The organism is Paraburkholderia edwinii, from assembly GCF_019428685.1.
Classification (GTDB): Bacteria; Pseudomonadota; Gammaproteobacteria; order Burkholderiales; family Burkholderiaceae; genus Paraburkholderia; species Paraburkholderia edwinii.
The window spans coordinates 4,273,310-4,293,642 of record NZ_CP080095.1 but is presented as its reverse complement, the minus strand read 5'-3'; the positions used below and the strand labels follow the sequence as shown (position 1 = coordinate 4,293,642).

Annotated in this window: 27 protein-coding genes; 8 read left to right on the top strand and 19 right to left on the bottom strand. The window is 58.6% G+C overall.

The window, feature by feature from the left end; all coding sequences use genetic code 11:
• Window positions 1-79: 79 nt before the first annotated feature.
• Both KZJ38_RS19035 and kce read right to left on the bottom strand, forming a co-directional pair.
• Window positions 80-1,420, bottom strand: coding sequence for an MFS transporter (locus tag KZJ38_RS19035; RefSeq protein ID WP_219797719.1), 1,341 nt, complete (start codon window positions 1,418-1,420; stop codon window positions 80-82).
• A 21-nt stretch (window positions 1,421-1,441) separates the two neighbouring features.
• The gene (gene kce, locus KZJ38_RS19030) at window positions 1,442-2,380 is read right to left on the bottom strand and encodes a 3,5-dioxohexanoate:acetyl-CoA acetone transferase (RefSeq protein ID WP_219797718.1); all 939 of its coding nucleotides are present in this window, start codon (window positions 2,378-2,380) and stop codon (window positions 1,442-1,444) included.
• A gap of 169 nt (window positions 2,381-2,549) precedes the next feature.
• Between kce and KZJ38_RS19025 the strand changes: the two genes are divergently transcribed.
• Window positions 2,550-3,578 carry an AraC family transcriptional regulator gene (locus tag KZJ38_RS19025; RefSeq protein WP_219797717.1) on the top strand — a complete coding sequence of 343 codons (1,029 nt, stop codon included), beginning with the start codon at window positions 2,550-2,552 and terminating at the stop codon, window positions 3,576-3,578.
• 93 nt (window positions 3,579-3,671) lie between these two features.
• On the opposite strand, the gene KZJ38_RS19020 is transcribed toward KZJ38_RS19025, so the two are convergent.
• Window positions 3,672-4,349, bottom strand: coding sequence for an L-2-amino-thiazoline-4-carboxylic acid hydrolase (locus tag KZJ38_RS19020; protein ID WP_219797716.1), 678 nt, complete (start codon window positions 4,347-4,349; stop codon window positions 3,672-3,674).
• Between the two features lie 173 nt (window positions 4,350-4,522).
• Between KZJ38_RS19020 and KZJ38_RS19015 the strand changes: the two genes are divergently transcribed.
• Window positions 4,523-4,771, top strand: coding sequence for a hypothetical protein (locus tag KZJ38_RS19015; RefSeq protein WP_219797715.1), 249 nt, complete (start codon window positions 4,523-4,525; stop codon window positions 4,769-4,771).
• Window positions 4,772-4,813: 42 nt separating this feature from the next.
• Window positions 4,814-5,665, top strand: a complete 852-nt coding sequence (locus tag KZJ38_RS19010; protein WP_219797714.1) for a hypothetical protein — start codon at window positions 4,814-4,816, stop codon at window positions 5,663-5,665.
• Between the two features lie 14 nt (window positions 5,666-5,679).
• Here KZJ38_RS19010 and KZJ38_RS19005 read toward each other — a convergent pair whose 3' ends face one another.
• A complete protein-coding gene (locus KZJ38_RS19005; protein ID WP_219797713.1) occupies window positions 5,680-7,125 on the bottom strand; it encodes a DEAD/DEAH box helicase in 1,446 nt (481 codons plus the stop codon).
• 28 nt (window positions 7,126-7,153) lie between these two features.
• Window positions 7,154-7,567: a hypothetical protein gene (locus KZJ38_RS36660; RefSeq protein WP_246641555.1), complete on the bottom strand. Its 414-nt coding sequence runs from the start codon at window positions 7,565-7,567 to the stop codon at window positions 7,154-7,156.
• Between the two features lie 55 nt (window positions 7,568-7,622).
• On the opposite strand from KZJ38_RS36660, the gene KZJ38_RS18995 reads away from it, so the two are divergent.
• The gene (locus KZJ38_RS18995) at window positions 7,623-8,111 is read left to right on the top strand and encodes an Lrp/AsnC ligand binding domain-containing protein (RefSeq protein WP_219797712.1); all 489 of its coding nucleotides are present in this window, start codon (window positions 7,623-7,625) and stop codon (window positions 8,109-8,111) included.
• Here KZJ38_RS18995 and KZJ38_RS18990 read toward each other — a convergent pair.
• Both KZJ38_RS18990 and KZJ38_RS18985 read right to left on the bottom strand, forming a co-directional pair.
• On the bottom strand, window positions 8,056-8,739 hold the full coding sequence (locus KZJ38_RS18990) for an aspartate/glutamate racemase family protein (RefSeq protein ID WP_219797711.1): 684 nt from the start codon (window positions 8,737-8,739) through the stop codon (window positions 8,056-8,058). The genes KZJ38_RS18995 and KZJ38_RS18990 overlap by 56 nt on opposite strands.
• A 55-nt stretch (window positions 8,740-8,794) precedes the next feature.
• Entirely contained in the window at window positions 8,795-9,070 is a 276-nt protein-coding gene (locus KZJ38_RS18985; RefSeq protein ID WP_219797710.1) for a hypothetical protein, read from the bottom strand.
• A 177-nt stretch (window positions 9,071-9,247) separates the two neighbouring features.
• Between KZJ38_RS18985 and KZJ38_RS18980 the strand changes: the two genes are divergently transcribed.
• Complete coding sequence (locus KZJ38_RS18980; RefSeq protein ID WP_246641554.1) at window positions 9,248-9,838, top strand: hypothetical protein; 591 nt, start codon at window positions 9,248-9,250, stop codon at window positions 9,836-9,838.
• A gap of 103 nt (window positions 9,839-9,941) precedes the next feature.
• Here the strand turns inward: KZJ38_RS18980 and KZJ38_RS18975 are convergent, their stop codons facing one another.
• The 3 genes from KZJ38_RS18975 to KZJ38_RS18965 form a co-directional block, all read right to left on the bottom strand.
• On the bottom strand, window positions 9,942-10,559 hold the full coding sequence (locus tag KZJ38_RS18975; RefSeq protein WP_219800473.1) for a nitroreductase family protein: 618 nt from the start codon (window positions 10,557-10,559) through the stop codon (window positions 9,942-9,944).
• A gap of 357 nt (window positions 10,560-10,916) precedes the next feature.
• Window positions 10,917-11,549 (bottom strand): EF-hand domain-containing protein, encoded by a 633-nt coding sequence (locus tag KZJ38_RS18970; RefSeq protein ID WP_219797709.1) that lies wholly within the window; start codon window positions 11,547-11,549, stop codon window positions 10,917-10,919.
• A 61-nt stretch (window positions 11,550-11,610) separates the two neighbouring features.
• Window positions 11,611-12,099 carry a hypothetical protein gene (locus KZJ38_RS18965; RefSeq protein ID WP_219797708.1) on the bottom strand — a complete coding sequence of 163 codons (489 nt, stop codon included), beginning with the start codon at window positions 12,097-12,099 and terminating at the stop codon, window positions 11,611-11,613.
• A gap of 189 nt (window positions 12,100-12,288) precedes the next feature.
• On the opposite strand from KZJ38_RS18965, the gene KZJ38_RS18960 reads away from it, so the two are divergent.
• Entirely contained in the window at window positions 12,289-13,371 is a 1,083-nt protein-coding gene (locus KZJ38_RS18960; RefSeq protein ID WP_219797707.1) for a helix-turn-helix domain-containing protein, read from the top strand.
• 236 nt (window positions 13,372-13,607) lie between these two features.
• On the opposite strand, the gene KZJ38_RS18955 is transcribed toward KZJ38_RS18960, so the two are convergent.
• Complete coding sequence (locus tag KZJ38_RS18955; protein ID WP_219797706.1) at window positions 13,608-14,555, bottom strand: Tim44 domain-containing protein; 948 nt, start codon at window positions 14,553-14,555, stop codon at window positions 13,608-13,610.
• Between the two features lie 82 nt (window positions 14,556-14,637).
• Window positions 14,638-15,132, bottom strand: coding sequence for a CBS domain-containing protein (locus tag KZJ38_RS18950; protein WP_219797705.1), 495 nt, complete (start codon window positions 15,130-15,132; stop codon window positions 14,638-14,640).
• Window positions 15,133-15,277: 145 nt separating this feature from the next.
• Here KZJ38_RS18950 and nhaR point away from each other — a divergent pair, with 145 nt between their 5' ends.
• Together nhaR and KZJ38_RS18940 are read left to right on the top strand one after the other, a co-directional pair.
• Complete coding sequence (gene nhaR / locus KZJ38_RS18945) at window positions 15,278-16,174, top strand: transcriptional activator NhaR (RefSeq protein ID WP_219797704.1); 897 nt, start codon at window positions 15,278-15,280, stop codon at window positions 16,172-16,174.
• Window positions 16,175-16,367: 193 nt separating this feature from the next.
• Entirely contained in the window at window positions 16,368-16,619 is a 252-nt protein-coding gene (locus tag KZJ38_RS18940; protein WP_219797703.1) for a hypothetical protein, read from the top strand.
• 85 nt (window positions 16,620-16,704) lie between these two features.
• Here KZJ38_RS18940 and KZJ38_RS18935 read toward each other — a convergent pair whose 3' ends face one another.
• From KZJ38_RS18935 to KZJ38_RS18905, 7 genes are all read right to left on the bottom strand, one after another.
• Window positions 16,705-17,121, bottom strand: coding sequence for a hypothetical protein (locus tag KZJ38_RS18935; RefSeq protein WP_219797702.1), 417 nt, complete (start codon window positions 17,119-17,121; stop codon window positions 16,705-16,707).
• A gap of 215 nt (window positions 17,122-17,336) precedes the next feature.
• A complete protein-coding gene (locus KZJ38_RS18930; RefSeq protein ID WP_219797701.1) occupies window positions 17,337-17,711 on the bottom strand; it encodes a VOC family protein in 375 nt (124 codons plus the stop codon).
• A 32-nt stretch (window positions 17,712-17,743) separates the two neighbouring features.
• Entirely contained in the window at window positions 17,744-18,466 is a 723-nt protein-coding gene (locus tag KZJ38_RS18925; RefSeq protein ID WP_219797700.1) for a helix-turn-helix transcriptional regulator, read from the bottom strand.
• A gap of 89 nt (window positions 18,467-18,555) precedes the next feature.
• Entirely contained in the window at window positions 18,556-18,768 is a 213-nt protein-coding gene (rpsU, locus tag KZJ38_RS18920) for a 30S ribosomal protein S21 (RefSeq protein ID WP_219797699.1), read from the bottom strand.
• Window positions 18,769-18,881: 113 nt separating this feature from the next.
• Complete coding sequence (infA, locus tag KZJ38_RS18915) at window positions 18,882-19,148, bottom strand: translation initiation factor IF-1 (RefSeq protein ID WP_219797698.1); 267 nt, start codon at window positions 19,146-19,148, stop codon at window positions 18,882-18,884.
• A 434-nt stretch (window positions 19,149-19,582) separates the two neighbouring features.
• The gene (locus KZJ38_RS18910) at window positions 19,583-19,807 is read right to left on the bottom strand and encodes a hypothetical protein (RefSeq protein ID WP_219797697.1); all 225 of its coding nucleotides are present in this window, start codon (window positions 19,805-19,807) and stop codon (window positions 19,583-19,585) included.
• Between the two features lie 289 nt (window positions 19,808-20,096).
• Window positions 20,097-20,300, bottom strand: a complete 204-nt coding sequence (locus tag KZJ38_RS18905; RefSeq protein WP_219797696.1) for a cold-shock protein — start codon at window positions 20,298-20,300, stop codon at window positions 20,097-20,099.
• Window positions 20,301-20,333 lie beyond the last annotated feature (33 nt).

Here is a 20,333-nt window from a genome sequence, read left to right as displayed (position 1 = left end):
TCGTTGATCCAAAGAAATCCCGCAGAAATCCAGCGAAGGCGTACCGGACAGATCAGCCCGGCAAGTCGACCTTCGACGTCTACAACTGAACTGCGGCGGCATGCCCGGCGACGGGCCGTTCTTCAGCGCGAATCGCCTTTGCGAGAAGCGGCACCAGACACAGGCCGATGACGGACGCCGCGACGATGACGTTAAAGCCCGCATCGCTTCTTCGGGTTAGCGTTTCGGCCAATCCGAAAAGATAGGGCCCGGCAAATCCGCCCAACAGTCCGACCGTGTTGATAAAGGCGAGGCCGGCGGCAGCCTGGATACCCTGGAGACGCTTCATGGCAACTGCCCAGTACGACGGCAGGATGCCGCCCGCGAAGAAGCCGGTTGCGCCGAGCAGGATGATTTGGAGCGTCTGATTTGCGGTCGCGATGAACGCACAACCGCTGAGTACGAGGCCCGCGGTCAGGCTGCCAAGAAACGCGCAGTCGTTGCTTATGCGACGGTGAATGCGCGGCAGCACGAGCACACCGAACAGGAAGCCGAAGCCGACGCTACTCGACAGCAAGCCGATAAGCAGTGGCGACGAAACATGCATCTGGCCGACGATGGCTGGCGTGAAGAAGTACAGGCCAACGAACGCCACCTGATTCAGGAAGTAAATCAGACTGATGAGGATGGTGGTGGGCCGCCTGATTGCAGCGAGCCAGTCTGCGGAGAAGAGCTCCGCATGACCGTGATTGTCGATGACTGCGTGCGTTTCGAGGGCTTGCGCTTCCTGCGCCGTTAGCCACCTGACGGCAGTCGGCCGGTCGGGAAGCTTGAAATAAAGGACGATGCCCGCCACGATGGTCGGCACGCCTTCCAGCAGAAACATCCATTGCCACCCGTGCAGGCCGCCTGTGCCGCCCAGTTGCATCAGTGCCGCGCCGAGCGGGTTGCCGATGATGAGCGCGACGGACGGCGCGGTATAAATCCAGCCGACGGCGACAGCACGATCTTTCGGCGCGAACCATAAGGTCACCATGTACATCAGCGCCGGGAACAGTCCGGCCTCCGCGACGCCAAGCAGCACGCGAAGAATGTAGAACGACCACTCTCCTTGCACGAACATCATCGCGGTCGACAGAATCCCCCAGCTCACGGCAATGCGCGCGATCCATCTGCGCGGTCCGACGCGATGGGCCGCCAGATTGCTCGGCACTTCAAGCAGTGCATAGCCGATAAAGAAAATACCCGCGCCGAGTCCATATGCGGCGGCACTGATCCCCAGGTCCGCAGCGAGCGCGGTCTTGGCGAGCGCGACATTCGTGCGGTCGATGAAGGACAGGAAATAGATGGCGCACATCAATGGAATGAGCCTGACCATCGCCTTGTGCGTGGCAAGTCGATGAGTGATGCCCGCGTCTTGATCAACGGTAGTGGCATTCATAGCGTCTCCAGAAGTTCTCGCTCACAGCGAAACGTTGTCGCGTCCCTTCAACCCGAGTATTGCGCGAGCGTCCGCGGGCGTCGCAATGTCGAACGACAGATCTTCAAGAATCCGGCGAATCTTCCGGACCTGTTCGGCGTTCGTCTTTGCTTTGACGCCCTTCGACAGGTAGACGCTGTCTTCGAGTCCGACACGAACATTGCCGCCCATGATCGCGCCCATGGTCACGAGGGACATCTGGTGACGACCGGCGCCGAGCACGGAGAACTGATAGTGATCGCGGCCGAACAGGCGGTCGGCCGTCGAACGCATCACATTGAGGTTCTCCGGGTCGGGGCCGATTCCGCCGAGAATGCCGATCACCGATTGAATAAAGAACGGCGGCTTGACGAGCCCGATGTCGACGAAATGGGCGAGGCTGTAGAGGTGCCCGACGTCATAACACTCGAACTCGAAGCGCGTACCGTACTCGCGAAACTCGGTCAGGATATTTTTGATGTCGAGAAAGGTGTTACGGAAGATCATGTCCTCCATGCCTTCGACGTAGTCCTTCTCCCAGTCGAAGCGCCACGATGGCATCCTGGCCGCGATGGGGTGCAACGAGAAGTTCATCGAGCCCATGTTGAGCGAGCACATCTCGGGCTTCGCGATGCGCGCGTAGGCCAGCCGTTCTTCAAGCGTCATGCGCGTGCTGCCGCCGGTCGAGATATTGATGACGGCGTCGGTTTGCCGGGCAATGGCCGGCACGAACTGCTTGAATATTTCAGGGGAGGGCGTCGGCCGACCATCGTCGGGATGGCGTGCGTGCAGATGCAGAATGGCCGCGCCGGCCTGCGCCGCTTCAATTGCCTGAGCCTCGATGTCGGCAGGCTTGAACGGCAGATATTCCGACATTGAGGGGACATGCGCGGAACCTGTTACCGCACACGTAATGATGACCTTGCGATTCGTGTCGGTCATTGTTCAGCGCGCTCTGAGAGCGTCCATGTCTGTCTCCGATATGTTTGCGGGCTGCCGTTCAGCACAGGCGCCCGTATCTTGTTGTGCCGATGATAGTTAGATACGATCTGCCCGGTAAGGTCTATTCCGGACAGAGTGGTGTCCCTGGAGGACATCCTGAGGAGGCGGTTTGTCTTCGAAACTTCCGTTATTGAACGAGCGCATTTATGCGCCGTATAAGATCGCGGCGCTGGTTGAGGTTCTCGCGGAACAGGGCATTAGCGCGGAGGAGAGCCTGAACGGAAGCGGCATCGCGCCCAGCCAGATATACGACGCGTCGTGCCTGACATCGGTACGTCAATACGCCGCTGTTTGCCGCAATGCGGTCAACCTCTCATCGAGCCCGGCCACACCTTTCAGGACCGGTTCGCGTCTCCACCTCGCGGCGTACGGCATGTACGGGTATGCGCTGATGTCGTGTCTCTCGCTGCGCGACTACTTCAGGCTGGGCGTGAAATACCATCGCCTCGCCACGCCGACGCTGACGATCGAATGGACCGAGTATCCGGACAGCTCCGTCTGGACGTTTCCGGATGCATTCGCTTCGAACCTGCCGCGCGATGTGCAGCAGTTTTTGCTCGAGCAGCAATACACGCAGCACGTCACGCACTTGCAGGACGTTGCAGGAAGAACGTGTCCACCATTGAAGGCACGCTTTTCGTATCCGGCGCCGCCTCATGCAAGCATCTATCCGGAGTATCTCGGCTGCCCTTGTGAATTCGACGCGCAACAGTGCGAGCTGATCTACGACAGCGCGATACTCGAGTTCAGACCGCAGCTGGCGCACCGGCACTCGGCGGCACTGCTTCAGGAAACGTGCGACCGGCTGATTGGGCAAGCCAAAACATCGTTCGGCGTATCCGGCGAGGTTTATCAGGAGTTGATGCGCAAACCCGGCGAGTTTCCGGATATGGAAACGGTCGCCGCTGTTCTGAAGATGACCAGCAGAACGCTACGTCGGCGGCTCGAGGCAGAAGGTACATCGTTTCTGGCGATCGTTGATGATGTGCGCTGCTCGTTGGCAACTGAATACCTGAAGACGACCAGAATGAGCACTGAAGATGTCGCCATGCTGCTCGGCTTTAGCGATACAGCGAATTTCCGCAGAGCGCTGAAGCGGTGGACGGGGAAGGGGCCGGGGGGGATTCGGCAGCAGTGAGATGTCGGCCCGACGACGCACGCAGCTAAACGACCCGTCCCGGTCGTTTAGCTTCCCCAAGAGCGCCCGTTCGAAGCCCACGCATACATCATCCTAATCCTTCGAAACCCGCGAGAATCGGAAATTGCAATGACTCGCGCCGCCTGCCAGGGTTTGCGTCCTTTCCAGGCGGATACCTCGCGTCGCATAGGCGTCGAAATCAAGTCCGCAGATGCTCGGCAAGATTTCTTTGTCTCCATGGCGAGCCGCGAATTTGCAAAAGCCACAAGCGGTGTAGTTGATGCCGAACTCAAAATTGTCATCCGGGCCCGGCTCGACAAAATCGTAGACGAAATCTTCCGGGAACCCGTTCTGATGACTTTTTGCTGCCTGCTCGCGCAGCAAAGTCTGATTCTCTGACGACATGAATTCACGCCCGGACGCAAAACGTTCGGCCTCGGGCACGGTGAGCAATTGCGCCTTATAGGTTTCCCGCTCGATTTCGCCAATCACCGATAGCGAAACGCCGTGTCGCCGGAGCACCCGGCCGATAGCGATGAATCCCATCAGGCGCATAAAGAAATCGCTCATACGACTTGCCGTGCCGCCGACATAGGGCATTTGAGTGAGCACGATTTCGAATTCGTCCATCACCTCACGCTTGATCCCATCCATATCGGTTAGATGCGCGCGCGCACGCAGCATCGCTTCGGCAAGGTCGAGGCGATGCCGCATGGCGGCCTCCATGTCAGCGCGATGCGACTCGTAAAAAGGATGAATGATCCCAGCCATCGGACACCTCCTTAACGCCACGAACTCAAGGTAAGCTTACTCGACAATTTACCGCTGCCACAGTCGTCCACGCTTTGAGCTTTCACGAAAATGAGCGCAAGAAAGCGGAGGGCAGGATTGCACGAAACGCCTGACAATACTTCGATCAGCGAATTCGGGCAGGAGACGCGCATATGCGTGCGATTCTGGAACTCTACGTTGTGGTCGTGCTGGCAGTTGCACCGGTAACGAATGTCGCAAACGCAGCCGAAGAAAAGGCAGCATCGAACCAATCCGCTGCAGAGGGTCTGCCGGAGAAGGCAGACCCTAAAACGCTGAAGGAGCGTCTGGGAGACAAGGCCAGCGATGAGCAGCGAGTCAACAACTGCAAAGTGCCGGTAGACCAGCGCGGTTCGAAGCCCCGCCCGGACCACTGCAATTGACAGTTAACCGCCACCTCGCCACGACAGGGAAACCGATTCACTATGTACCCCAATGTATTCGATCCGGTTGCGTTCATTTTCGAAGGCAGTGCCACGCCACTGCCCGATGTCGAAGGCAAGCGCTACCTGTTTAACGCATGTGGTACTCCCAAATTCTTTTCCGGACCGAGAGGAACGCCAATCGAACTCGCTCCCGATGACCCCGATCTCGAACTCGGCACCCGTTATACCGGGATCGGTCATGTGCGGAAGACGGTCCCCGACGAACCGCCGTATGACATCACACTGTTCGATTTTCGCCAGGACGAAGTGCATTACGAAGCGTTGCACGCGACCTATGAAAGCGCGCAGGCATTTGGCATGACCTTGCTGAGAAGCGGGCAATCGATACCATTTCAGTACGATGGCCTCGTACGCGCAAAACACGCATACAGCAAATGGGCCGCCCATCAATCGCCCTATCTCGGGCCGTCCCGGCGGCGCGAACTGTTGAGCTGGAACCCGACTGACCTCGAGTACCATGCCTTTGCGCACGTCTTTTTCTCGCAGGACAAATCCCTGCCGCTGGTCATTTCCGTTGCCCGCTGGCGTCCCTATGTCAACGAGATTTTTCTCGCGGATCTATGGGTCGCACCTGGCGACGCGCTCGTCCTTCCGCCGAAGTTTTTTCCGCCCAAACCGCCCCAGGACGCATCTGTGGACCAGTTGCGTCGGCTCATCGTGGATCTGCACGGTAACCGGAATTCGGCGCTCGCCTGCTGGTTCGACCGGTCGCGGTCCACCCTGACGACCGAAACGATCCTTGCTAATCCCGTTGTCATGGCGGACGAACTGACGAAGCCGCACTACCACGAGGAGGTGACGGGAACGCGGCATGTCAAGGTCACGGAATGACCAGGCGCCACAGATCAGGGTTGGCGTTTGCCGCGGCCACCAGCGGGTTTGCCAGCCGGCTTGGGTGAACCCGCAACTGGCTTGCTGGCGGCTTTGCTGCGCGGCTTTTGCACGCTGAATGGGCTACCGCTGGAGAAACTTGTGCCTTTACCCGCAGCCACAGCGCGTGGCGCCGCAGGCTTGCTTTTATTTTCACCACCTTGCGAGCGCGATTTCTTGCTGGGCACCTGCAAGGTGCCAGGCGCAGCTTGCGGCACTTTGGGCTTCTTCGGTTTCTTAGGTTTCTTGATGATCTGGCCCGTCGCGCTCGTTTGCGGCACGCGGTGTTCGGCTTCAAAACCTGGCTCTTCTTCACGGGGCAGCGTTTGCCGGATCAGCGCTTCAATCGCGGCGAGTTGTGGCGCTTCGTCGGCACACGCCAGGGACACCGCCACGCCGCTGGCGCCCGCGCGGCCGGTACGGCCAATACGGTGCACATAGTCTTGCGCCACGATCGGCAGATCGACGTTAATCACCAACGGCAGGTCGTCGATATCCAGCCCACGCGCAGCTACGTCGGTGGCGACCAGCATCTGTACTTCACGCGTCTTGAAGCGCTCCAGCGCACGCAGGCGTGCGGGTTGCGGTTTATCGCCGTGGATGGTGTCGACCGCATAACCCGCTTCATCCAGCATGGCTGCCAGGTAATCCACGCCATTGCGGGTTTTGACGAACACCAGCGCGTGCTCCCAGTTGTTCTCAGCCACAAGGTGCATGAAGAGGTCGGGCTTGTTCCTTTTGTCCACCGGGACCACCCACTGCTTGATCTTGCTGGCCGTGGCATTGGGCGGGCTGACGCTGATATTGAGCGGGTTGCGTAGGATGCCCGCCGCCATGGCGCGGATATCATCGGTAAACGTCGCGGAGAACAACAGGGTCTGGCGCTGAGCGGGTAGGGCAGCGAAGACGGCATTGAGTTCGCGCGCAAAGCCCAGATCCAGCATGCGGTCGGCTTCATCCAGCACCAGCGTTTGTACCTGATCAAACTGCACGGCGTTCTGGCGATTGAGATCGAGCAAACGGCCCGGCGTGGCAACGAGCACATCCACGCCTTTGCGCAACGACATCATCTGTGGGTTGATGCTCACACCGCCGTAGGCGGCGAGAAATCGCAAGTCGAGGCCTTTGCCGTACTGGATAAAACTTTGCAGCACCTGTTCGGCCAGTTCACGCGTGGGCACCAGCACCAGAACACGCGCGCGGTTGCTGGACACCGCGGGGCCGTGTTGCACTAGCCGTTGCAACAGCGGCAACGCAAAACCCGCCGTTTTGCCCGTGCCGGTCTGTGCGGCGGCCATGACGTCCTTGCCACTCAGCACAGCAGGAATCGCCTTGGCCTGCACCGGTGTAGGCGTCTGGTAATTGAGATCCTGCACATTGCGCAGCAAGGGATCGATCAGGCCAAGTGAGGCAAAAGACATCGGCGTATTCCGGGCTAAAGCTGCAATTCTAGCGGTTATCACCTGAGTCGCCGGTCTCTCGATGGCGGTCTGCATCCAGTGTGTGATGAACGAGTCTTATCGGACCGGAGGCAGTTGCTCGACCTGGTATTTCCGAGTGGCGGTTCTGTGCCGCACGCTGCAGCGTGTGATTGGCAGTGGCCGACCCCGAAGCGGTCAGATAGGATTCTCGAAAACGGTCGCCATGAAGCAGGTCGTTTCTCTCATTTACCAACGTGTGATACGCCTTGAATGCTGCGTGCTTGTAGTCCACCTGGGATTCGAAGCCCGTGCAGGTCACCGACAGATTCATGATCCTAATGTCGATGGGTTGGCGGATCGTGTTGTCTCGCAGCCTCTGATTGGACTTTAGCTCGGGGCGCATGAGGGCGAATAGCAGGAGATTGACGAAAGCTTCGGCCATCACCGGGAGCATCGATCGGATGCCAAAGCACAGGCCAAGGCCCTTCGAATACCGGGTGGCCACGTCGCACCGCGAGGCAAAGAGCATCGGCAGGCGACCGGAGAACAGTCCAGGAGTAACCGAAGTTGCACGGAAGCACGCGGAAGACCGGCTGGCTCAGGGATTTTCCCTTGTCCAGCTGGTTGCGGAGTATCGAGCGCTGCGTGCAAGTGTGGTCCGTCATTGGATCGCAGCGAATCCCGAACAGGACCTGACGCAGCTCCGTGAACTCGTCCGTTTTGATGAAGGTGAATGCGATGCGCTGCTTCGCGTCGTTGCCGCCCACATCGACGCCTATCGGCAATTTCAAAGCACGCATCTCGTTCGGGCCATCGGCGTGCAGACGACGAAAACCGATTTACCGTTGCAGAAGGTCAAGCAGTCTACAGAGTTGCCGATCAAACAGAACTGGCTAGATCGCGTCGAGTCCTCAGGCGCTGATCCGAGCCCTATCGAGGCGACGCCAGGTCCATCGCGACGCGCGCGATTGCGTCTGCGTGGATGATTGCGCTGTCGACCGTCGGATAGCCAGGATCCTCACCGTCAAATGCGAGCGACAGGTCCGTGCCGCCGAGGACAATCACTTCCGCCCCCTTGTCCTCGCAAAGCTTGCGGCCTGCCTCGTACAAATAGCCGCGCTGCTGAGGCGTTGCGACTCCTGCAACTGCTATCGCTACGTAGCAGGCTTGAATACGGTCGATTTCGTCGGAGTCGACCGTCACGACGTCGGCCGAGGAAACACCGTAGAGACCAGACTCCATCACGGCCCGCGTGCCGAGCACGCCGACTTTATACCAGCCCGTGTCGGCAAAATAGGCGTCCAGAACCGGAATGGCGCTGATCAGCGGCAGGCTGGAGACGGCTGCCAGATCCTTGATGCAGAAGTGAGCCCCCATTGATGTAAGAGCCACTGCTTCGCAGCCCCCTGCGCGCAGCTGATCGATGTGCCTCGCGAAGATAAGCGCCTGCTCGACGGCACAACCTGCTTCGAGATTAGCGATCAGCTCACTGGAGTCGGCGTGAGCGATAGTCAGCGAAAGCCGTCGCTTTGCGTCGGCGTGCAGGCGTACCAGCCTTCGGTAATAGACTTCGGTCGCCGCGGGTCCGATGCCGCCTATAAGTCCGATATGCATGGCCTGCATCCTTTGAGTGCGCGCGGTTGACGGAATGCAATGTCGAACAGTATAGCTAGCCGGTGAGCGCCAGCCTAGTACCGCACGATAATTGTGACGCGGCGATTCTCATCGCTTGATTACTCTCGCGAAATCCCGTAATGCGTTCGTACGCTACTAAAGCAGGAAGACCCGTGTTGTTTCGATAGGCTTCTGCTAAGGAAACTCCGGTCTCTTTTCGATATTGCTTGATCTGCTCGAGCAAAGTCTCAGGATTAACCAATTGCCACTCGTCTTCCGTGAGCATCGCTACATCTGTCTTGCAGCGCCAACAGTAGATGGTTTTTGGCATCTGTATCGTGGCTCCTTGTCCCATGGCTGCGCGTCGATGCATCAAAGCATGCCAGACATTGTCGCCGATTTGGCCCAACGCGTCGAAGGGCCGATATTGGCCGAGACATGGGCAGACCAGTAACGCAAAGAAATATTCGCTCTGTAAGGATCATCCCCGGAGCCGTCAAGTACATAAGTGCGGCAGCCGTTATCAAAATCGGGCATTAAAAAAACAGTAACCGGGGATATTTTGAGAACAACATTGAGAGTTTCTCTCGCATCGGTCATTTGCGCGATGTTCCTCGCGGGGTGTGCGACCAACGAGCAAGGTCAACTCGTTGTGGATCCGAACAAGGTAAACGAAGTCTTAGCGGGCGCGCTGAGTCCGCCGCCACCGCCGCCGCCGGAGGTTGTCGAAGAGGCCTATCAGCCGATGCCAAATGACGTTTACGTCTCGACGGTTGTCGACAAGGACGTCGTGTTTGTAGGCGGCAATACGTATATCTGGGTGGTCGGGCCGGACGGAGTGCGGCATCGGCGTCTCTACGCTCATGGCGATCATCGGGAAGATGTCTTCCGGCGCAGGGATGAACTGCACAAGACCATGATGAGTCACGGCGGCCATTTGCCCGATCATGCGATAGCCGCGCATGGCCCGGCGGAACATCCTCATGCAATGGCGCAAAACCATCCGATGCCCAACGCCAGGCCGGTTGCGCACGTCGCGGCGCCGGGCAAGCCCGCTCCTGCGGCGAAGCCAGCTCCGAAGGATGTGAAGAAGTCGTAGGGTTATCTTTCGAGATCAGGCGGCGGGGGAGTTGAGAAGTTCCCCGCCGCCCTTCGCATTGCAATGGCCGAAGCGTTATTGCATCCCCGCCACGCTCCACGGTTCAACGGAAGCTCAGCACGTCCAGCACGGGCCGGCGCGGCTTCGACGGCCAGTTCCCCTCCCGCATCGGCCCGACCGAGAGAAGCATCACGGGGATCTCGTTGTTCGCGAGACCGTATTCCGTTCTCACTGCGGCGGCGTCAAAACCGATCATCGGCGTCGAACCCCAGCCCATCGACCGCGCAGCGTAAATGATCGCCGCCGCGCCGAAAGTAGCGGTGCGGATCGCCTCGTCCCGCTGCTGCTGCGGGTTGTCGTCGTAAATGCTGCGTGCGCCCTTTTCCGCTTCGGGAACGTGGTCCTTCCGCATGTAGCCCGCTTCCACCATTGGGGCAAAGACCGCGGGTACGGTGCTCGCATCAGCGAGCTGACCGACGATAACGAATGTCACGGCCGCTTCGGTCGTCATCGCCTGGTTCCAGGCAATCGGGCGCAGCCGCGCCTTCGCCTCGGGCGAGCGCACGGCGACGAAACGCCAGTTCTGCAGGTTGAACGAAGTCGGCGCCGATGTGCCGATCTCGACAAGAGCGGCAATCTGTTCGTCGGTCAGCACAGCCTCGGGATCGTAGTACTTCGTCGCGCTGCGACTCAGCATGGTTTCGATGACCGCATTGGTCATAACGAGACCTTCGGCAGCATTGCGGGTCCGAGCGGCTTCGATGACTGCATGGGTCATGACGAGAGCGTCGGTTGCGTTGTCGGTCTGAGCGGTTTCGAAGAGGTCGGTGGTCATAACTTGTCCTTTCAATCAAGTGTTCGATAGGTGCAGGTTACGACCAGGCGGCAGTTGTTTCGAGACGAGCAGGGGTCAATTAAAGGCTCAATATGCTCATGGTTGCAGAAGGCCGATTCTTGACGGACGCGTTTGTCGGTCATCGGACCCACGGCCGCCGCCGGCGGCACGTAGGTCCTGTAAAGAGCGCGTGGGACACGCTGCATCCGCTGCGCGCAATCGTCTCCTCCCGCAAAATCTCCTTCAGGCTTTTCCGTTTTCTGTTTGTGCGAACGCCATCTCGAAGTTGATAAATTCCGACGAGTTGACCGAGCCGCTGCTGTCGGTGTCCATCAGTTCAAGAAGCGATTGGGCGACCGGACTGTCCCCGGATGTACTGCCCATGCCGTCCAGAAACTCGTCAGTCGAGACTGAGCCGTCGCCGTTCGTGTCGAGACTCTGAAAGAGCTGGTCAGCTTGCGTTTTCGTCCCACCGAATTGGGTCACCAGGTTTTCGAAGCCCGACTGCGACACTGAACCGCCCGGTGTCATCAAGTCTCCGTGACTGATGAGGCCCTGGTGTACCCGCTGCGCCAGTGCATATTGTTGCGCGGGTGTCGTGGCGTTGGCGATGTCGCTGGCGGAGATACCCAGACTCGCCATGCTGGTTAATGAAAAGCTGACACCCTCCGCCGCAAGCGAGGCGAGGGTCTGTGCATCGGGACTAAGCGTGACGATGGTCGAGGATGCCGGCGCATCTGCGGACGTAGACGCCGCCGTGCTTCCTGAGGTCGCCGCTGCACCGGACGTTCCCGATGCACTGGACGTGCCGGAAGAGCCACCTCGCGCATGTTTGTGGGTTTGTGCAGTCGCTGGATTGATGGATGAGACAGACATATGGTCCTCAAATTAATATCCGGACGTCGTGCGTCCTGGGTTCGGCTGAGGCTAGGCACGACTACGCCTGGCTGTTGACGAGTCCCCCGACGGTTTGTCCCTGTGACATAAGCATTTCCGCCAACTTCGCGGTGGCTGCGGAAATCTGGCCTTGAATCATCGAAGCCTCGGCTTGCAATGAGCTGAGCGCCGCATTCGGTGAGCCGCCGCGTCCGCTCCGGGCGGCGGCAGCCGTTATTTGCGCCTCGATCTGGGCCAACATCTGTTGCAGACGATTGATCAATTGCTTGAGCGCCTGAGCCGCGGCAGCTCCCGAGCCTGAGCTGCCACCGCTCGAGGCGCCGCCTGAACTACTGGATGCCTTCGACGCCGCCGTGGCATTGGCGTTTGTCGCCTGTGTGCCTGACGTTGTGCTTGCCGTGCCGCTACTCGCATCCGCCGCAGATGTGCGCTGCGCCTGCTTTGACGTGGCGTTGTTCGAAAAAAGGTCGTGCGTAGTGGTTCCGGGAATGAATCCGCTTGCGGTTACGTCGCCGATCGCCGTCGTCATCAGTTACCTCTTAGCAAAGAAGGGGATACCGAATTTATCTGCTGCGAGACATACGATACGCATTCGAAATTCCTTCGGTTTCGCTACGCAACACATCCGGCAGCGATGAGTGCTCCGATGATAGAGTGCGGCACACCATTCGAGCATGTATGCGACTGCACAATCTGTTGAACGACAGTGCCCATGCGAATGCCGCGCGCATCCGGCGACGCGCCAGGTTGGTGTCGATCCTGGAGCCTGATCGCCGCGGGATACTTTCTAACCAAAGCAGCAAGGATACGTATGACCGCAAGTCTTTCTGCGCACGAAGCGCAGTTTGCGCATCTGTACCGCGAGGACGACGAATTGCACGACGCGCTGCGCGCGAGCAACGTCAGTTGGGATGTATCCCGGAAGCGCGCGGATCCATTGTCGGTAGGCATCTTGCCGCGCGATGCGGGCACCGCGAAGTTGATGTCGATCTGGGGCGAGCCGGTGACGGCGCGGCGCGGTCCGCTGGAACTGGCGCGCGACGACAACGCGTACATCGGCATTCTTTATCAGCGTGTCGGTTGCACGGTTTATGAATTCGGCAAGCAGCAGGTCGACGTGCGTGCGGGTGACATCGCCATCTGGCATAGCGCGCATTCTGCGCAGTTCGCGATGCCCGAGCCGTTCCGTAAGCTCTGCATGCTCGTTCCGGTCTCAGAGTTCGAGTTGGACTTGCCGAACGCGGCGTCGCTCGACGGTCTGCGCATCGACGCGGCAAGCCATTCCGGAACACTGCTTGGCAGCTGGCTTACCGCTCTCGCGGACCAAGTGATGACGCAGCGCCATGCGCCCTTGGTATCGAGCGTCGACACGACGCTTGGTGTGCTGGCGGCAACCATCACCGCGCATGTCCGCAAGCCAAACGCGACGAGGGCTCAAGATCTGCTGCTGCGTGTCATGCGCTATATCGACGGCCGGCTCGATGACCCAACGCTGACGCCGGCCATGATTGCGCAGCACTTCGGCATTTCGGTGCGCTACTTGCACAGGATTTTCAGCGAAAGGCAGCTTACGGTAAGCGGTTGGCGCCGGGCGCGGCGTCTGGCGAAGTGCCGAGCCGAACTGGCTGATAGCGGTAGTCGTCGGACGATCACCGAGATCGCGCTTTCGTGGGGCTTTAGTGATGTCGCCCACTTCAGCCGGTTGTTCAAGTCGGCCTTTGGAATGTCGCCGAACACGTTTCGCCGTGCTCAGCAAGGTCATGCAGAGGGCTCACGCCTTGATCAACGAGAGGATCTTTAGACTCCGTCGTGATTTATCCATACATCGGGCCGGGACGACGATCGATTCGTAGCAACACCGCTTTCAGTTTCTTCCCGTCGCGTCCAGCGCCTGCATCGCATCGATGATGCTAAAGCTGCCGGGCTTCTGGCGCGGCGGAAACTCTTTGAAGCTTTGCAGCCATCGAGCAATAAAGGCCTGAATGCGACAACCGGCGGCATCCGCCGCCGGTTGTGTCCCCCCCGTTAGCGCCTTCTTTAACGGTTCATTTGCTGGATCCCAGCCAGTCGCCACGTTTGATCGCCGCGCGTGCTCTTGACCAGATTCCAGATCTCCTGGAACGGCTCTGCGGTCGGATTGTCATCCTCGCGCATTTGACCATGGAAGCGCACGCTTACCAGCGTCTCGTCCACATTGCCTTCCGTGGACAGCACTTCGGCGTCGAGCCGCGTGACTTCCGTTACGCTGCGCTCGTGGCCGCGCGCTTCGAGGTCTTGCTTGAGCTGCATAAACATCTCGGGCGTCGTCAGCTCGAACATGTCACCCTGGTCGTTCCGGTCCCATGCGCTCTGAAGACGCATGAACATGTCTTTCGCCGAGACCAGAAAAGCGGTCTGCTCAGCCGTTGACGAAAAGGCTGCAGGTGCAACCGCCCCCGCTGCCGGGCGTCCCCAGCCGCCCGGATTCGCTTCGGGATGAGGTTGCCCGATCCGATTCAGGAATGGCGAGCCATTCGTTTGCTGGCGGCCTGCAGCCCCTGGCCCGTAAGCGAGATCCGGACGACGGCGGTTGGCGATGAAGCGATACAGCAACATGCCGCCGAAGATGACCAACCCGATCAGCAGCGCATTCGACAGCAATTGCGCGAGCCCTTCACCGAGGCCAAACGACGACAGCAACGCCGCAATGCCGAGGCCAGCGGCGAGACCGGCTAGCGGTCCCATCCAACGGTTACCAGCCGCGGCGGCAGGCGACTGTGCGGCTTGCTGCGCAGGCTGCGCTTGCTGGCTGCGTTGCGTCTGCCCGGACTGCGGCGCCGCTTGCGACTGACGACCGATACTTTGGCTGCCGCCTACGCGCTTCGCTTCGGCATCGTTGGCGGCCACCGCGCCGAGAGCAAGCACGCCTGCCAGACCGAGCGCTGCGGTTCCGCGCGTTATCGCACCAGCCGCGTGCCTAACTTGATTGATAAAGTTCTTGAACATAAGAAGCCTCTTCTGTTAATTCGGGGTACCTGCGTCGTCACGTGTTTTGCACAGCCACGTGAAAACAATACGGATAGCAAAGTTATTGGCTTACATAATTTGCCGCCGATTGAGTCTTCAATTCGCCGTGGCCGCGCTGAAAGCCGTGGCCGTGTATGTAGCGCACCAGTTGCTGGATCGTGCGCTCCTGCTCGGCCATCTGGCTCTTGACGAGATCGCCGATCGACACCATCCCGATCACTTGCCCAGCCATGATCACGGGCAGATAACGTATCCGGTGCTCAGTCATCAGCGCCATGCATTCGTCGGTTGACTGCTGCGGGCTGACGTAGCGAACCGTAGTCGACATGATTTCGCGTACCTGCGTATTCCTTGACGAACGGTCCATCAGGACGACTTTCCGGGCGTAATCGCGCTCGGTGACAATGCCGGCCATGCGCCCTTCGTGCGCGACGATCAACGCTCCAACTTGCCGGTGCGACATGGTCGCAATCGCGTCGTACACCGATGCGGTCGCCTGGGTCGACCACACTGTCTGCGAAAGCTTTGAACGAAGGAATTGCTCAACCGATGCCATAGGTCACCTCTCTCTTCGATCGTTAGCGCCCACTGGCGTCCGGGCGCGATATCTGAATCTAACCGAAGCCGGTAGAACATAAAATTCGTATTTTTGTTGTCAATCATTCGAAAAAACCGTAGCTTTGGTTCATTGAGGAGGCCGCATGAACTTTAAGCATTTGCATTACTTCTGGGTGGCAGCGCACGCAGGCGGCATTGCCCGCGCCGGCGAGCAATTGCATATCTCGCCGCAGACGCTCAGCGGCCAGATCAAGCTGCTCGAAGAAGCGCTAGACAAGAAGCTGTTCAGGAAAAATGGGCGCACGCTCGAGCTGACCGATGTGGGCCGCGTGACGCTCGGCTACGCAGACGAAATATTCTCGTTGGGCTCAGAACTCGAGAATGCGGCGCGCCGTGAGAGCGAATCCGGGGCGCAAACGCGGTTTCGTGTGGGGATTGCGGATTCGGTGCCGAAGGCAATCGCTTACCGGCTGCTGGAACCGGCGCTGGGCACCGCGATGTCGCTGCGCATGATCTGCCATGAAGGCAAACTGCATGCGCTGCTTGCGCAACTGGCGGTGCACCGGCTCGATCTGATCATCGCCGATGCGCCGATTCCTGCCGACGTGAACATCAAGGCGTTCAATCACCGGCTCGGTCGTTCGTCACTAGGCTGTTTTGGCGCGTCTACGCTGATGCAACGCAACAAACAAAGCTTCCCGAAACTGCTCGGTCAGGTGCCGGTCTTGTTGCCCGGTACCGACTCCGCTGTGCGTCGCAAGCTGGACCACTGGTTGGCATTGCATACCATTGCGCCGCATATCGTCGGCGAATTCGACGATGGAGCGATGACCATGGCGTTCGGTCGCGAAGGGCGGGGCGTGCTGTTCGCGCCAACCGTGCTGGAGGGCCAGTTACAGGCGGAGCACAAACTGACAATGGTCGGACAGATCAACACCATTGTCGAAGAATTCTTCGCGATCTCGATCGAGCGTCGCATCAGTCATCCGGCGGTCGCGATGATCATGGATGCGGCGCGCAGCGAGTTGTTCAATGCCTAGACGGCTGCTCCAACTGGACGCCGCACGTCATTGCCCTGCACGCCTCAAGTAGCGTTGTCCGAATGACTGCGGGGAGACATAAACCCTCAACTTCCGTTTGACAATCCAAAAACTGAAAGACTATTGTAATAATATTGTCTCCGGAAAACCGTGTCCTCGCGAGTTTGATGCAACTGATACGGGGGGTGCCGTTATGCAGTTGAATTATCGCGTTCTCGAGAAGGTGGCGTTTTCTGCCGTCGTATTGTCCGCGGTGACCTGCGTCGGATTTATCATTCGCGAAAAATTTCCAGGCGTTCTGGATATTCTGCCGCGAGGTCATGGCGTATTTCTCAGCGAGTACACGCTGGCCTGCCTGTTTCCGAGCGACTGCGAGCAGATACTCGATCAATTGATGGCGGCTGATGAGCGCAGCGCGGCGCTTGCCTCAGAGCGGACAGACTAGACCGCTGTCGCAGTTTGGTTGCCAGCCTGTCCACTGATTCTGGCTACACGCATCGAAGCTCTGCAACGGCGGCCGCTGGAATCGTTCAGGCGTTGCTAACGAAAATCTTCCAGCCCTGGCCGCTATTCTTTTCGAGAATCGCAAGCTCTGAACTGATCGCTAACGCGGCAGGGAGGTCACCGTTTACAACGACCGGTTGTAGACCGTTGATCGGAACGCCACCGATCGCAAACACAGTGGCCGTCGAGGGCGACAGAACGAGAGGGCAACTTCCGGCAGCCTTCAACAGGCTCATGTCACCCGCCATGTAGAGAATATTCCCACTCGCATTGTCGCGATAAGACAGCGTCGACACGATCGTTACGCCGACGCTTGCCGAAGTATTCAAATACCATGCTGTGGCGTTGCTGCTTAACGCGACGACAAAAGATCCACCGCCCACATCTTTAGCTGACAGATACAAATTTGAATTCGGATCCATCAAGGTAACGGGAGTAGTCATCGAATATCTCGCTTGAATTGGCTTTGGGCTTTTTAGTGCCTATGCATAGGGCTTTCATCACGGAACGACAATTCACCATAGCCGAAATCAAACGCTTCGATTTTGAACAATTGTGACGTCAATGCACAGTCGAGTAGCCCAAACGTTTTGGCACGAAGCCACGCTTTTACTGCACATTCGAGAACGAGCAGCGGGCCACCGTGACGACACGTTTCTCAACGCCCGGGTCGAGAAAACAGGTTGACGAGATTCCCATCCGGGTCACGCAGCAGGAGCGAGCGATTGCCCCAAGGCATCAATGTCGCCGGCATCACGACGGTTGTTCCGGACGCTTTCATCCGTTCGAACACCGCGTCAACGTCCTGCACTTCGAACTCGAGGATTGCCGATTGATTGGCTGCGGCAGTGGCCGCACCGGCATTGAAAAGCCTGATCAGGTGCTCAGATGAGATCGCTAGCGTCGAGCCCTCGAATCGCATTTCGGCAAACCCATCGGCCAGATGGACAGCCTCGATTCCGGAAAGCCTCTGATAAAACGCGACCAGCCTTTCGATATCCCGGGTAACTACTCGAACCGATGCGAACTTCATTTTGAGCTCCTCGCCAAAAAAGGAGCTTCAGTCTAACGATCGATGCTGTCAGATTCTGGCAGTATCGTGCGACTGGCGACCTGATTGAACTTCCGCCACTCACGAAGCAGTGTGGAACGCTTCTTTGGGTAGCGTTCCTCCATCTGCTCGACGCTCAAGATCCGATCCGAACGGAAATTCCGAAAATCCGCTCGAAGCTCGCACCAACACATGAGTACGCGCGATTGGTCGAAATACACCAAGGCAAAAGGCCAAACGATACGCCGGGAGTGAATACCAGCGCCGTTCACGTAAGTAATATCGAGCTTTTGCTCTGCACGGACCGCGGCACGCAGAAGATCCGGCGAGATCGTGTGGGTCGGTCTCGTCAAAGGCGCGCCGACCAGCAGCGAAGATTCCTCCAGTTCGCGATGCAACTCAGCGGGCAGTACTGCAGCTATCTTCGCAAGCGCGCTTAGCGCACCGGACGATAGCGTCTTGTCGCAGCGATCGGCTACCCAGCGCATGCCAAGCACTAGGGCATCGAGTTCCTCTGAGCCGAGCATGATCGGTGGAAGCATGAAACCAGGTTTCATCACGTAGCCAATGCCTGGCTCTCCCTCAATCATTGCTCCTTGCGCCTGCAAACTGGCGATGTCCCGGTATAGCGTGCGGATGCTCACGCCCAGCTCGTCAGAGAGGGCCTGGCCGCTCACGGGACGTCGATAACGACGTAACACTTGCAGGAGTTGAAGGAGACGTTCGGCACGTGACATACGTCGTTCCTTGTTTTCTGAGCGCCCCGAGAGGTGCGGGACAAAATACCAGACGACCACTTGAAGCGTGGCTGCCCGGCAGTCCCGCTTCAGTAGCGCTTTTTCGGCGGCAACGACCGTTTGATCTGCTTGCGCAGGCGTGCCACGGCGGCAGCCTTTTTACGCTTTCGTTCTGCGGTAGGTTTTTCATAGGCTGTCCGGGTGCGAAGCTCCGGAATCAAGCCGGTGCGCTCGATCGCGCGACGGAAACGGCGTAATGCAACTTCGACGGGCTCGTCGGGTTTCAGAATTATCGTAGTCAATTTGTTCCTTGGTCGAGGTTGAGATGCGGCAGCGATGGCGAATGGTGAGGGCGATATGCACGCGGCGTCGTGGCGCGGGTTAGGGTCACAGCCGACCGTCGCGCATCGCGCCATCAACGGCGACGAAACGCGGGTCTTGGCGTTGCGCCACCGCTCCGTTCATCCTTGTGGCGAAAATTGATTCGTCCTTTCGTCAAGTCGTACACCGAAAGTTCCAGCGTGACGCGATCGCCCGCCAGGATGCGGATGTGATTCTTGCGAATACGGCCGGACGCGTACGCCCCAACCACCACGCCGTTGTCGAGCGTGACGCGGTAGCGGCTGTCCGGCAGCACTTCATCAACGATACCGTCGAGTTCCAGCAGTTCTTCTTTGGCCATTCAAGGTTCCTGATCAATTGACGGGACATGGGCTCGGATGTCCCATCGAGGAAGAAGCCGCGAGCGCTGATCGACAGGTGCTCGCGCGGGAGTGGGAAGCGTGAGATTTGTTGGGGAGCCCTTACGTCCCGGAATCATGGGCCGCCCTGTCCGGGCGGCGAATTGGGTACGCTAGGGGATGAGCCAGACGCGGCGGCTCGTTATACCGAACCGATGCGAGTCTGGGCGTGCAGTCCAGCGAACATGGTTATCGCTGGCCTTACTGGACTGTCAATCAAAGGAACATTCGCAACTAATCAACACGCGCTTTTCGGTGCTGTGCAAAGCGAACTGATCCCGTATTGTAACCGAAGGCCGCCATTCGCCCCGTTACTATCGGCGAAGCGAGCAGGAAGGGGTGTTCTCCGCCATACGTTACGACGATGCGCCTGTCGTTAACCGCGCGTGTCGACCCAGTTTCGAGCCCACTGGGCTGAGTGCTGCAACGCCTGCTCCTCATTCTTGAAGTAGTCGAGCGAATAGAACGAATAGCGCCCTTCGGCGCGTGCGCTGTCGATACATTCGAGCAGCAGGTTGGATGAAAAGCTACCGTCGGGCAAACGATGCGCCGAGGGTTGGACGGCATAGCCGTTGTATTGCTGAATGTGTTTGTTTCGCATTTTAGTTTTAATGATATTGGAGTGCGCACCATGCCGCGCGAAAAGTGCACGGGTGCGCCGATTCAAAGCGATTCGAGTCGAATTCTGAACGAGTCGAAAGGCGAAAAAGGCGTTGAAGCCTGAGGAGAGAATGACGTGCAACGAGACGGTTGGCGCTGGGCAAGCTGCTCAACAAAACAGATGCCAATCAGGATCAAATCAGGATCGATCGCGCCAACGGAAGGGGACAAGGCTTCGCGAGGGGTCGCTGCAACCCGGCGTCCGTCAGCGGAGGCCGGGCTCTTCAACTTTACAGCGGCTTGATGTTAGCCGCTTGCAGGCCCTTCGGGCCTTGCTTCGTTTCGAAGGTCACCTTCTGATTTTCAGCCAGCGTCTTGAAGCCGTCGCTCCTGATTTCGGAGAAGTGAGCGAACAGGTCGTCGCCGCCCTTGTCCGGGGTGATGAAGCCAAAGCCTTTGCTGTCGTTGAACCACTTAACGGTGCCGGTTTCCATGAACAATCCTTGAGAAAAAATATGAGAGTTGCG

Excerpts from the sequence above, each read along its gene's own strand:
- KZJ38_RS19035 (WP_219797719.1), bottom strand. The coding sequence starts at position 1,420 with ATGAATGCCACTACCGTTGATCAAGACGCGGGCATCACTCATCGACTT.
- kce (WP_219797718.1), bottom strand. The coding sequence starts at position 2,380 with ATGACCGACACGAATCGCAAGGTCATCATTACGTGTGCGGTAACAGGT.
- KZJ38_RS19020 (WP_219797716.1), bottom strand. The coding sequence starts at position 4,349 with ATGGCTGGGATCATTCATCCTTTTTACGAGTCGCATCGCGCTGACATG.
- KZJ38_RS19015 (WP_219797715.1), top strand. The coding sequence starts at position 4,523 with ATGCGTGCGATTCTGGAACTCTACGTTGTGGTCGTGCTGGCAGTTGCA.
- KZJ38_RS19010 (WP_219797714.1), top strand. The coding sequence starts at position 4,814 with ATGTACCCCAATGTATTCGATCCGGTTGCGTTCATTTTCGAAGGCAGT.
- KZJ38_RS19005 (WP_219797713.1), bottom strand. The coding sequence starts at position 7,125 with ATGTCTTTTGCCTCACTTGGCCTGATCGATCCCTTGCTGCGCAATGTG.
- KZJ38_RS36660 (WP_246641555.1), bottom strand. The coding sequence starts at position 7,567 with ATGGCCGAAGCTTTCGTCAATCTCCTGCTATTCGCCCTCATGCGCCCC.
- KZJ38_RS18990 (WP_219797711.1), bottom strand. The coding sequence starts at position 8,739 with ATGCATATCGGACTTATAGGCGGCATCGGACCCGCGGCGACCGAAGTC.
- KZJ38_RS18985 (WP_219797710.1), bottom strand. The coding sequence starts at position 9,070 with ATGCCAAAAACCATCTACTGTTGGCGCTGCAAGACAGATGTAGCGATG.
- KZJ38_RS18975 (WP_219800473.1), bottom strand. The coding sequence starts at position 10,559 with ATGACCAATGCGGTCATCGAAACCATGCTGAGTCGCAGCGCGACGAAG.
- KZJ38_RS18970 (WP_219797709.1), bottom strand. The coding sequence starts at position 11,549 with ATGTCTGTCTCATCCATCAATCCAGCGACTGCACAAACCCACAAACAT.
- KZJ38_RS18965 (WP_219797708.1), bottom strand. The coding sequence starts at position 12,099 with ATGACGACGGCGATCGGCGACGTAACCGCAAGCGGATTCATTCCCGGA.
- KZJ38_RS18960 (WP_219797707.1), top strand. The coding sequence starts at position 12,289 with ATGCCGCGCGCATCCGGCGACGCGCCAGGTTGGTGTCGATCCTGGAGC.
- KZJ38_RS18955 (WP_219797706.1), bottom strand. The coding sequence starts at position 14,555 with ATGTTCAAGAACTTTATCAATCAAGTTAGGCACGCGGCTGGTGCGATA.
- KZJ38_RS18950 (WP_219797705.1), bottom strand. The coding sequence starts at position 15,132 with ATGGCATCGGTTGAGCAATTCCTTCGTTCAAAGCTTTCGCAGACAGTG.
- nhaR (WP_219797704.1), top strand. The coding sequence starts at position 15,278 with ATGAACTTTAAGCATTTGCATTACTTCTGGGTGGCAGCGCACGCAGGC.
- KZJ38_RS18940 (WP_219797703.1), top strand. The coding sequence starts at position 16,368 with ATGCAGTTGAATTATCGCGTTCTCGAGAAGGTGGCGTTTTCTGCCGTC.
- KZJ38_RS18935 (WP_219797702.1), bottom strand. The coding sequence starts at position 17,121 with ATGACTACTCCCGTTACCTTGATGGATCCGAATTCAAATTTGTATCTG.
- KZJ38_RS18930 (WP_219797701.1), bottom strand. The coding sequence starts at position 17,711 with ATGAAGTTCGCATCGGTTCGAGTAGTTACCCGGGATATCGAAAGGCTG.
- KZJ38_RS18925 (WP_219797700.1), bottom strand. The coding sequence starts at position 18,466 with ATGTCACGTGCCGAACGTCTCCTTCAACTCCTGCAAGTGTTACGTCGT.
- infA (WP_219797698.1), bottom strand. The coding sequence starts at position 19,148 with ATGGCCAAAGAAGAACTGCTGGAACTCGACGGTATCGTTGATGAAGTG.
- KZJ38_RS18910 (WP_219797697.1), bottom strand. The coding sequence starts at position 19,807 with ATGCGAAACAAACACATTCAGCAATACAACGGCTATGCCGTCCAACCC.
- KZJ38_RS18905 (WP_219797696.1), bottom strand. The coding sequence starts at position 20,300 with ATGGAAACCGGCACCGTTAAGTGGTTCAACGACAGCAAAGGCTTTGGC.